This is a genomic window from Dysgonomonas sp. Marseille-P4677, assembly GCF_016652235.1.
GTDB lineage: Bacteria > Bacteroidota > Bacteroidia > Bacteroidales > Dysgonomonadaceae > Dysgonomonas.
On the sequence record NZ_JAEPKU010000005.1, the window covers coordinates 67,709 to 79,851 of the forward strand.

The following is a 12,143-nucleotide window of genomic DNA, read 5'->3' on the forward strand; positions in this document are numbered from 1 at the left end:
GGGAGAGGTTAGCTAGCGGGCAAATGATACAAGACAGAAAGAATTACTACTGTAATGTCAGATGAAGGGTAAAGATTCTGGCAATATTGGTAGAAATAAGAAAGGAATGAAAAAAGAGACTCTGAACTTGTCTTTGTAAAGTTTGTGAAGTTTGATTAACCGAAGGGTCATCCAGACTGTGAAGTTTACATGGCCCGTATTTTTTATACGGTTGAATGTTTAATAAAAAAATAAAGAAGAAATGCTAAAGAAAAGGTTTTTATTAATAATATGTATGCTAGCTGTTACCGTTTCAATGAATGCGAACCAAGGTAACGCTCAGAGTGGAAACAAGTCTAAATCCGGCCGGAAAATCCTTGTAGAGGAATTTAAAGACAGAAACACAGGATGTGTGATTACCTATGAATATTATAAAAATGCCGAAGGGAAGAAAATTCTGCATGGTAAGTATAAAAGACAGTGGTCGCTGCCGAAGGGAGAAAGAGGTAACTGGTCAGGACGTGAGAATATAACAGCAACCTTTGTCGAAAACAGGTTAAATGGGGTTGTTACTATTAATTGTGAAAAATACAAATGGCAACGGAAAAGTGAGTTTATAAAAGGTAAGGGACGAAAAGTATCGTTAGTGGCTGTTGAATCATATATTGCCAATAACTTGCAACTTACCGTGAAAAATGACACGCTAGCTGGTACATTTAATTTTGAACTGGGGAACTTGAAGTATGAGGCTATGGGTAAGATAAATGAATCAGGGGAAATGCAAGGGAAATACACTCTGTACAAGAGAAATACCACCGAACAGACAAGTAACCCTCGAAACATAGGGCAGGATTGGGTCATAGAAGAGCAATACTTGTGCGATCCTGATTATACATATAGAGATGCGGATCCCAAGGTAAAGGAAGTGATTTTAGGTTATCCGGGGACTTCGAGAGGAGAACAGATCCGTATTAAAATACCGAGGCTCAGGTTGAGTATCTCCTCTAAATAAAACAAAGCGTATTAGGAATAAATTTTGACATGGAAAGAAAGAAAAAGTTAAATACATTTTTACTATTTACAATATTAATAGCTCCGGTGGCTCTGCTACTTATATTTAATTCTTGTTCTTCAAATAGAACATATGGAAGGTTAGAGATAGAGCGCCTTTTTATGCAGACAACTAAACCCGAAATAGACTTCTTGAGTAGTGGTGGCTTACAAGGGCAGGATGGACCTAGAACACTATCGGAGGAGGTTTCATTTACAAGTGCAGAAGACCAGACTTTAGAGGATAATGAAGTTTTTGCCAATCAGGCACAAAAGCTGGATACAAGTAAAGTTTATAAATTGACTGAAGTCGTTATCAGAGTAAAATCTCATTTTGCTCCAGAGCGTGACGGTAAGGTAAATCTTGATTTTAATATTATTGCTCCTGTTGATGTTTTAGATCCAAACTGGCGGTTGATACTTACACCTAAAGTGATAGATGGAGATTCTATTCATCGATTGGATACAGTTGTATTAGTAGGTGAAGGTTTTAGGGATAAGCAGGTAAGTGATTACGAAGCTTATGAAGACTTTCTGTCGACAATAGTCGACCCTTCTGCATATGACTCTTTATTTGTGAATTGGAAGAGCTTGTATAAGGAGATACATAAGGTACAACGGCGCAATTATGACGATTATCGAAATAAGTATGATTTGATAATGGGGTATGAGAATTGGAAGAAAATGAATGAAATGGAATTTCTCAGTATGGAGGCCCTTGCTTTGCGACATAAAAAGCACATGTATAGCAAATACTGGCGTAAGGCGGAGGATCAGGTAATAAAGAATAAGGATAAAGGAAAACTTACAGCCGGTATCCATGAGAAATATGAAGAGAAATATAAGAAAGATTATATTAGCTTCCTGAAAAATAGATTTTCTCTTCATTGGCTCGATAGTGTTACATTCGATCTTAATTTACATGCCCAAAAAGACAGTATTCTAAAAAGAAGTCATGTACCGCGTAAATATCGGGAGATACACGAAAATAAGTTAACATTGAATGATATACAAGCTAAAGCTTTTACTAAAGATGATTCGGTAAGGATCGCTAAACATCATTATCTTATTGATGAGATTGTGCTTAATGAATTGAATATGAATCGTAAAGATGATGTGTTTAAAGAAATTGTAGAATTTCCATATCGTCCAGATTCAAGAGGGTTAAAGATAGATACATTAATCACAGCCGAAGACGATGTCGTTTTTCATTATCGTCAACCATGGGCAGTAAAGCCTGGAATGAAGAATCTTAAAATAGTAATGGAATCAAGAGTCGAAGCTGTAGATCGTTCTGTCTTTGTTTTTCCTACTTCCGATACGTTGACCTATTTTATAGCTTCATTGTCACAGTTAGCAGATGAGTCTCTTACGACTGAACGAAAGAAATTACATAAGTTCCTTTTCGACAAAGGTACTGTTTATCCGAATTATAAGACACGTAAAACTTTTCAGTTTGATGAAAATACAAACCAAGATACGTTTGATAAGCTTCTTGAAGCATATAATACTTATTCATCGAACTCTGAATATTCTGTAGACAGTATAATTATACAATGTAGCGTAGACTTACAGGGCGATTGGGAGTCTAATTATGAACAATCTTTACGCCGGGGAAATGCTATTTCATCTTATTTGAAGAATAAGATCGGGGCACATATAGTTGTTAAGCCCAAAGGGGAGGATTGGAGCTCTTTAGTAAAAGAGATTCAGTCACGTAACGATCTTCCTAATGGAGCAGCAATATTAGATACGTTGACTAATGCTGTTTATCCGGACCAAACAGAAGAGGGAATAAAAAAACTATATCCTGCCGATTATAAGATCATACGTGATGAAATATATCCCAAGTTAAATCGTGTCGATTACTTTATTGAGCTTTGCAGGACCGATATAGAGAAAGACACTGTCAGAGAGACTTATCGTGAAGATTATGCAGAAGGTATACGCCTTTTGAGAAATGGGGAGTATATGAATGCCCTTGAGATATTAGCAAATTATGGCGATTATAATACTGCATTGTGTTTAGTGTGTATGGGATATAACGATAAAGCTCAAAGTGTACTGGCCAGATTGCCGGAATCAGCTAAAAACGAATATCTTTCAGCCATTATATTCGCCCGAAAGAAAGATGACAATAAGGCTGCTCTACATCTGATAAACGCTTGTAAACTCGATCCAGATATGTATAACAGAATCAATCTCGATTCAGAGGTAAGTGAGCTTGCTAACAGAGTAAATCTATGGCCTCGTTTAAGTAAATATTAATAGAATTAAATAATTTAAAAAATACAAATAATATGAACTGTATCAAAACTGTATTATCGCTGATATTCATGGCTATAGCATTGACTGCTTTTTCGCAGTCAGATGTGAAAAATAATGCGATAACATCTGAGTGGGAGGCAATATCATTGGGTAAATTACAGAAAAAGCCCCGTTTTAAGGAACCGATGATCTCTGTTCGATTTATTTCCGAGGAGGGTTCTTCCTTCCTTCATCTTTCATTAAAGTATATGTTTACTGATGCAGTTTTCGAAGAGGCTGTTCCTGTAGAATACTATAAGAATGAGAAACTTGAGTGTGTTACCGACAATGGTAAATATGAACTAAAGGCGGCTAGATATGCCAAAGCCCGAAGGATGAGTACTGTTGCTCAAAAGACAGCAGATATAAGAGTAATCTTCTCTGGTGATTTATCTTTTTTGAGCAATAATCTTGTAAAGACCTTCACTGTTCATTACGCACAGGGTTACCAACATATTGATCTTAATACTGAAGAGGCGACTCATTTAAAAGAGGCCTATAATAAGTTTCTATCGATGTTACCTAAGAAAAAAGAAGTGCCTAACGTAAAAATAGAAGGAGTAGCGCCAAAGGCAGCAAAGCTTGATACGATACAGTCGAACCAGAATTCTCTTGATAGAATTCGTAAGCAAGCTAGAAACTGGCGCAAGTAGCTAAAATCTAAATATAAAGGGTCCCGGGTGCTATAGATCTAAATGTATTTACCGTTCCCCTAATACTTTTTTTCGGGACCCTTTTTATAAATGAATAAGACACAAAACACACACACAAGTATATATACACAATAACAGAGTGTTACCAGAATTAGAATGTAAAAATTATAAATTATGGAAAAAAACACTCTTAAAGGGAAAGTCAAGGTACTGTCATATATTGTGGCTTTCATCTTTATGGTTGGGATTAATATGTCTATGGACAAAATAGTACCTACTGATATTGGGTCTGGATCTCATCAAGTAATTGAAAAACACTCACCGGCTAAAGGCTATCTACTAAAAGTCGGCTATTTATCAAGTGATTCTTTATCTATTCTTATAGATAACAAGAAAAAAGATGCCTGTTTAAGGATGAATATGATCAATAATAGTAATTAAGGTTGAAAAACGAAAACACTTAGTATGCTTAAGAGAATGAACCTGTATACAATGCTCACTTTTGTTGTTTATCCGGTACTTTTTATTGGAATAACAATGTTTTTATTCTTTACTTGTCATGGAGGAAAGGATACAATACTTCAGATAGAAAAGAATTCAATAGTAAAAGGAGAAGTATATTTCGAAGGCGATACGATTATGGATACGTCATTAGTAGATAGTATACATTCCTTAAAAAGTGACTTATTTGCTGTTGAAGCATATGAATAATTGAAAAGCTAATGACCATGGATTATATATTTCAAAAAAATAATTTATCTTCGTAAAATAGGGGATGAGTAAAAGATTTAGCAAGAAAGAGGTGTAGTCGCCTCGTTAGTTCATGTATTTTCTGAGATTTAGGAATGTTCTTTATTACTACCTAAATCTTACAGATTTGCAGGTGTACTAAAGAACATTCCTAAAAGTAAACACTCATCCTCTTTTTATTTAAAGATGAATATAAACATAGTCATACTTATTATAGTTTTGGGATTATGGTTGCTCTACAAACTTTTCAGTTCAGGAAGAAAAGACGACTATAACCGGAATACAAGTAGTTATAATCGGAATGCTGATAACTATGACAAAGGAGAGGAAAAAAAGAAGAATCATAGAAAATTTATTTTCTCATTCTTGCAGAGAGAGAAGAATAAAACTGAGGTAAAAGCCAAAAGGCAAGGTTTTCTTACGCGTATATTTTCTACTCCTTTACCTTTTGATGATGCAGCTATAACTTGGTGTGCCAACTTCCTAATTGTTGAAAAAAAAACTTTAATAGAAATATTAAAAGACACTTCTGACCATTACACACATTTCAAGCTAGGCAAAAGAAGCGGAGGTTATCGAACAATATCTGCACCTAATAAGACTCTTCTGAATATTCAGAGAGTAATTTATAAGCGTATTTTATTATCTGTCAATCTGAATCCTGCTAGCATGGGATTCCGTCAAAATATCTCTGTAGCTCATAATGCGAAAGCCCATTTAGGTAATAAACAGATATTGAAAGTTGATATTGTCGATTTTTTCGGTTCTATAAAAAAGCAAAGAATAATAGAAACTTTTGGAAAGATTGGGTATCCGTCCAATATATCGGAAGTACTGGCTGAATTATGTACACTAGAAGGAAAGCTTCCACAAGGTGCAGCAACAAGTCCTACGCTTAGCAATATCGTTGCACATGAAATGGATGTAAAACTTGTTTCTATTGCTCAGAAAAACAATTTAACATATACTCGTTATGCTGATGACCTGACCTTCTCAGGGGAAAATATTTTTTTTGAACTAATCTTCTCCGAAATTAATAATATAGTGAGGGAGGGGAAATTTATAATACAGAGAAAAAAGACGCGTTTCCTTACAGAGAAGAGACGAAAAATAGTTACTGGCATATCTGTTAGTTCAGGTAAAAAACTAATGATTCCAAAAGCGAAGAAACGAGAGATAAGGAAGAATGTTCATTATATTCTAACGAAAGGTTTAGCTGAACATCAACGGTTTATTGGCTCAACCGACCCTTCTTATATGAAGCGGTTAATGGGTTATCTCAATTTCTGGCTTATGGTAGAGCCGGATAACGAATATGTAAAAAAGTCTATTACGGCTTTAAAAAAGATATAGACTATATTATTACCGCACGTCCGTTTTCTATCTTTAAATAGCCCTTATCTACAGCTTTATCTATTCCTCTAAGCATTGCAGCATCTACATTCGATCCGCCTCGGGCAAACCCTAAAAGCTGAGCTGAAAGTCTGGATAGGTCTGTTGTTGGTAAACTTATTTCATCGGTCAATATATATTTCATTACATTGGCTACTTCTTCGGGAGGAAGATCAACTGCATCCCTCATTCCTGTGCGGAAGAGATTGTATTGCAGATATTGTTCTTCATTCAACCAATAAAAGTCACAATCATTGTAGTTTGACATATAAAAGCCACATGATATCAATAGTTCATTGATATAACTATCTAAACGTTGTCCTAATCTCGAAATACCCCATGCTGCAAGAATTCTTTTACAGAGTAAGGACTTGCTTATAGGAGCTTCTATCTTCATAATTTCTTTGATCTGATTCAGTATCGTTCTTTTATGTCCAGGATAAAAGAACTCTTCGCTACCATATGGCGAAGGCATTAATGCAGATGTCTGATAAGGTGTGATGTTATACTCTATATCCTCGACTCGAGAGACTTCGTTCTCTATGGATCTACTATCAGGCTGTGAGCTTTTCTGTGGTATAATGACTTCTCGGTCTATAATATACTTTTCTTCTGTGTTCAAAGCCTCTTCTATTGAATCTAAAACTGCAACCGGATTCTCCCACCAGTCTAAAGTCCATACCTTAAGTATATTCCAACCAAGCAACTTCAAAACGCTATTCTGTACAATTTCCCTATCTCGGACCATTTTAGCTCGTCTGTAATTCTCTCCGTCACATATAATACCTAGCTTGTATCTGGATGGATTCTCCTTGTCTACAATTCCAATATCTATTCTATAACCCGAACAACCAATATTCGTGTCGACTTTGTATCCTAACTTCTCAAGTTTATTGGCTATCAAATTGTTTATTGAATATTCTGCAACTATATCTTGCGTCCGGTTTGCTATTCGTCTTCCCTTTTCGGCATATTCCAAGAATCGTTTAAGCCCGGCAACACCTACTGCTCCTGTTCTGTTAAGATCGATTTGATCGGACCGTAAAGTAGAATATATAATCATTTCATATCTGGACCTTGATACGGCAACATTTAGTCTGCGTTCGCCTCCTTCTCTATTGAGAGGACCAAAATTCATACTTACCCGCCCATCCTTATCCGGTCCATAGCCTACAGAAAACAGAATGACGTCTCTTTCGTCTCCTTGTACATTTTCCAGATTCTTGATAAAAATAGGTTCTTCGCATTCTAGTGCTAGACTTTCCAACTGAGAATTGAGCATAAATACATCAGATAGTAAATCTTCGATAAGCGATTGCTGTACAGAGCTAAATGTAACGACACCGATACTTTTCTTTCTTAGTTTTTCATTTTCTAGTCTCCTTACTATTTCATCGACAATAGCTTGCGCCTCTGCTTTATTTTGTCGAGATTTACCTTTGTCGTAATGACCATCAATAGGAACAAATTTGACCTTAGACTCAATGTTATCGGGTGAAGGGAACGTCAATAATTTATTATCGTAATATTCCGAATTGCTAAAGGCAATCAGGCTTTCATGCTTACTTCGATAGTGCCAGAGCAAGTATCTGGAAGGCATAGAAAGAGCTAGACAATCATCGAGAATGCTTTCCAGGTCTTCCATTTCTATATTCTCCTCGTCAGTAGAATTTACTGAAAAGAAATTTGTAGGAGGCATTTGTTTCGGATCACCTACAATCACAACATTTTTTCCTCGGGCAATAGCTCCTACAGCCTCGTAAGTTGGCATTTGAGATGCTTCGTCAAAGACGATAAGATCAAATTTATCTGCATCTACATCTATATATTGTGCCACAGATATAGGGCTCATCAGCATGCACGGACACATTCTTGGTAATAGAGTCGGAATAAGATCAAACAATCGACGGATAGAAATGCCACGGGCATTGTTTCGGATATTTCGTTGTAAGATACCAACTTCCGAATTCTGAGCTGCTTCTCTTGTGAAAGATGGTAGGTTAGATGCTAGTTTGGCAACCAATTCTTTCCGGGTTAATTGCTCAAAGTCTGAAACCAACCTTTTATATTTTTCTATGGTGTCATTGAATATTTTGCCTTTGAACAGTTGTAAATTCGGTTCTCTTGAGATAATATATTCAATTACGGCTTTATAAAAGCTTTTGTAGAATGTGTTCAGAAGCCTATTTGTTTCAATGTTGTCATCTTTGTACTGGTCGGCGATAAAACCTATTTGCAAAGATTGCATCTTGTTGCGAACAAGCAACCATTGATACCAGTCTTTAAGTTTATCCAGATTGACGAGCCAAATATTTAGCTGTTCTAAAGCTGAATCAATCCAATTTTCTGATTGTTTATATAAATAATTTTTGCTTATTCCCAGTACACGATGCAATAGTTCTTCTTGTTGCTCCAGTTTTGGCATAAGATTATTCATTGTGATTAGTGCTTCACCATGTATCTCTCTAAAAGTACTAATGCCATCTGATAATTGCAGTGACAATATGCGTTTTATATTTGTGGCTTTTGATATATCTTTCGTGTGTTCCAGTATTAATGAATTAACAGCTGAAGTATCTGTAATAATCTGTTCTATTGTTTTCCAATCTTCGCTGCCATTGCGCCCATACTTCTTAAAATACAGAGGCACATCATCTTCATATTTTTTTAAATAAGTTTCTTCCGATTGGTATTCTATTATATCTTCTAAGGTTAATGATATCTGGTCTTTGTTCAACTGGCTGGTTGCATATACTGTAAGTTGCTTTTTTATAGATCTCTGTCCGAAAAACTTAGGTATAAACCATTTATTTAAGGTCTGATTCCAGTCGAACAGCATTTTTTTAGCATTAATAGAGAATACTTCTTCCGAAAATCTTGAGAGTAAGCTTTGTTTTAAGCGATCTCTGTTTTTTCCATGTTCGCAGACATCTCTGTATTCGTCTACGACCTCGCTTAATTGGGGTGATACAAGTAATGCTGAGGTAAGTTCAGGAATACTTAAAAGTTTATCTATGATGTTTGTTACTGTCCTTGCATTCTTCTTATCCTTATAGGTATCAAATTCGGAAAATAGGTTCGGTAATTGATCGAGCTGCTTCTGTATATCAGATATCAGGCTGATTAGGTCTTGAATGCTTTTTGAAGCTTCGTCTTTTATTGCAGACGAATATTGTTCGATAGTTATACCCGTTAGAGGGTGTTTATACGGATGTCCGCAAGCATTGGCTGTAGATATTAACAACTCCATTGCTTCATGCCATTGTTGTAATGTACTTTTATCAAGACTAGATAAAAGCCCTTCGCAAATATCAAATAGCGGATCATTGTCTATTTGTTGATATTTTACAATCGCATCGTAAAGTGATATGCCGAATGGATATATTTTGTGTAAAGCCTCGATATACCGATTCATTTCGGTACGCAAAACAAAAATACGTTCCGCTTCTTGCTTGAAGTTCTCAGGAGGAGTTGTCTTAACGACCTCAGTTGTTCTTTTTAATTGTGAAAGAATCATTCCCTTTTTTGTCTTGTTAGAATGTAACTCTAAACAAAAGGGAGCTAACCCTATAGCTTCGAGACGACGTTGTACAACCGATAATGCTGCCATCTTTTCAGCTACAAATAAGACCCGCTTGCCTTTATATAAGGCATTGGCTATCAAATTAGTTATAGTCTGTGATTTTCCTGTTCCGGGAGGTCCGTGCAAAATAAAATTTCGCCCTTCCGATGCTTCCCAAATAGCTTCTAGTTGCGAGGAATCGGCACTGATAGGTAGGATTATTTTGTTGGGCGGAATATTGTCATCCAATACTTTAGCGTCCACTTTACATTCTTCAATGTCCCATTCTATCTTACCATTCATCAGACTCGAAACAACCTTGTTTTCAATAAGTTTATGAGAATTATTATGAATATCATTCCACATGATAAACTTATTGAAAGAGAATAGGCCTAAAATAGCTTGTTCTTCAACGTCCCATTTCGGTTGGTTCTTTATACTGTTCCGAATAATAGTATAAATAAGTTTGACATTTACCCCATTATCATCTGTAGGTAATGGGTCTAATCCTGAAATTGTTATGTTAAAATTCTGACGAAGCATTTCTAACAATGTGATGTTCATCATTGTTTCTTCCTCACGCGAACGTATGACATAACCTTTGGCTGCCGATTTTCTTACTATTTCGACAGGTATAAGTAATATTGGCGCATAACGGGAACGTTCACTCGATTTAGTCTCATACCATTTCAACAAGCCCAAAGCAATATACAATGTATTAGCTCCGTTTTCTTCCAAGGCTGTACGTGACGAACGATATAAATAAGTAAGAGCTTTAGCCAATTCATTCTCATTTAAATAAGAACGAAGCCGTTTTTGTGTCAATTCTGATTTTATAAGATCAGTAATTGGATCGGCCTCTGGAATTGATTTATACAATCCATAATCGAATAATGGATTGTCCCAATCGGAAGGTTTATGCATTATCCTGAATTCTTCTCCGTTAGCCAGAGCATCTTCGAACAAGTCGAGATTGGCCGAAATTAGTTGGAGTGTATTCTTTGTAATTCTTATATTCAAGAGGTTGTTTCGTAGGCTTAGATCAAGGAGCTTCCGTTCCCATAACAACTGCTTGGTGACAACAACTTCCGAACTTATTCCTGACAAATCATAAGGATTTATAGTCTGTGGTGTTACCTGAGATTTATTTAAAACAAGTGATACATCTTCCTTTATTTCCCAATGCTGCCCATTCAATATTCGTTGAGGTATCGGCCTTATTCCGGAGAATCGGGTTCTTTTTATATCTATAGCGAGTATAAAATCTGGTTGCGAAATACGTTTGCTTGCAATCTTTACCGCTTGATCAAAGTCAATGTTCTGCCCCATGCACATACAGGTAGTCTCAACCAATGTGATATCATTGATTCCATCTGCAATCCGTTTACTTATAAGAGAGACATCCTCAATAACACTGTCCGGGAATGTTTCGGGAACAAGCCAGCCTCCGGCAAACGCATGTCCATTGACCACGATAATAAGAGAATGTATCCCAATTGCTTCTAAACATGAGGCATATAACAAAGCCAGATCGAGGCAAGTACCGAGTTTTTGAGTCATTACTGAATCCACTAATCGGATTCGTTGCCCGTAGTCTTCAAAACTGGCAGGGACAGTACTATATATAATTTCTTGTTCAGAAATGGCTGTATATATGGCGGCCATCTGTTTTTGTACTCTATCGGGATTGCGGCTTTGATATTCGTCTAATGATGGATTGCCTGTCCATTGTTCCAGGATCATTGCAGCTCGTTTGATTATAGATAGTGTCGCCGGATGATTTGGGGTGACAAATGCAGATAATATTTCAGGTAAAATGGCAATACCTCCCCATTGATCATAAGCCAAGACATTTATGGGATATTTTTCTTCAAATAGAAGTTCTTCTTTTGAATATATTTTCAGAAATATGTCGCTGAATATACATTCTGTCAGTTGTGTAAAATAATTGGCTGAAAGATTTAATTTAGGTATCTCTACTCTTATTTTTTCTTTTGCTTTAATTGCTTCTATGGATATAGGGATAATTGTTGTAAATGCGGGATCTGTTAACAGTTCAATTCTTAAATCCTTGAGTATTTCTTCTGTCAGGTTTTCAATGGAAAAATCCCGTATAACAGATACTCTGTTTTGTTGCATGGCAAAGTTTACAACAGGCAGGTGAGAAAATTCGATACTCAGTTTGCTTTGCTCGTTACCCATAATTAGAAGACTCCTTGTTATAGTTAGTTTGAATGCTTTTTTATAGGGCCTAAAGATAATAATCTATTTAACAATTTTTACTTCATCTTTTTCAAAGTTTACTCTAGAATAATTTCTTTTACACAATTTCTATTAAAATGTGTGATCCAATAGAGTCTGTTTACATTTTATCATAATAATAGGGTTTTATACAATGATTTCATTCCCAAAGTGTTGACTGTTTTTTTCTTTTTTAAAATAGGTAGCGA

At 35.9% G+C, this 12,143-nt stretch carries 7 protein-coding genes; 6 read left to right on the plus strand and 1 reads right to left on the minus strand.

Annotation, left to right across the window (positions count from 1 at the left end; translation table 11 throughout):
- Positions 1-241: 241 nt before the first annotated feature.
- From JGH11_RS02450 to JGH11_RS02475, 6 genes are all read left to right on the plus strand, one after another.
- The gene (locus JGH11_RS02450; RefSeq protein WP_201109979.1) at positions 242-991 is read left to right on the plus strand and encodes a hypothetical protein; all 750 of its coding nucleotides are present in this window, start codon (positions 242-244) and stop codon (positions 989-991) included.
- A gap of 29 nt (positions 992-1,020) precedes the next feature.
- A complete protein-coding gene (locus JGH11_RS02455; RefSeq protein WP_201109980.1) occupies positions 1,021-3,297 on the plus strand; it encodes a hypothetical protein in 2,277 nt (758 codons plus the stop codon).
- 32 nt (positions 3,298-3,329) lie between these two features.
- Positions 3,330-3,989 (plus strand): hypothetical protein, encoded by a 660-nt coding sequence (locus JGH11_RS02460; RefSeq protein ID WP_201109981.1) that lies wholly within the window; start codon positions 3,330-3,332, stop codon positions 3,987-3,989.
- Positions 3,990-4,163: 174 nt separating this feature from the next.
- A complete protein-coding gene (locus tag JGH11_RS02465; protein WP_201109982.1) occupies positions 4,164-4,430 on the plus strand; it encodes a hypothetical protein in 267 nt (88 codons plus the stop codon).
- Between the two features lie 36 nt (positions 4,431-4,466).
- The gene (locus tag JGH11_RS02470; RefSeq protein ID WP_236263831.1) at positions 4,467-4,700 is read left to right on the plus strand and encodes a hypothetical protein; all 234 of its coding nucleotides are present in this window, start codon (positions 4,467-4,469) and stop codon (positions 4,698-4,700) included.
- A 225-nt stretch (positions 4,701-4,925) separates the two neighbouring features.
- Positions 4,926-6,092 carry a retron St85 family RNA-directed DNA polymerase gene (locus JGH11_RS02475; RefSeq protein WP_201109984.1) on the plus strand — a complete coding sequence of 389 codons (1,167 nt, stop codon included), beginning with the start codon at positions 4,926-4,928 and terminating at the stop codon, positions 6,090-6,092.
- A 1-nt stretch (position 6,093) separates the two neighbouring features.
- On the opposite strand, the gene JGH11_RS02480 is transcribed toward JGH11_RS02475, so the two are convergent.
- Positions 6,094-11,895 (minus strand): DUF3320 domain-containing protein, encoded by a 5,802-nt coding sequence (locus tag JGH11_RS02480; RefSeq protein ID WP_201109985.1) that lies wholly within the window; start codon positions 11,893-11,895, stop codon positions 6,094-6,096.
- Between the last annotated feature and the right edge of the window lie 248 nt (positions 11,896-12,143).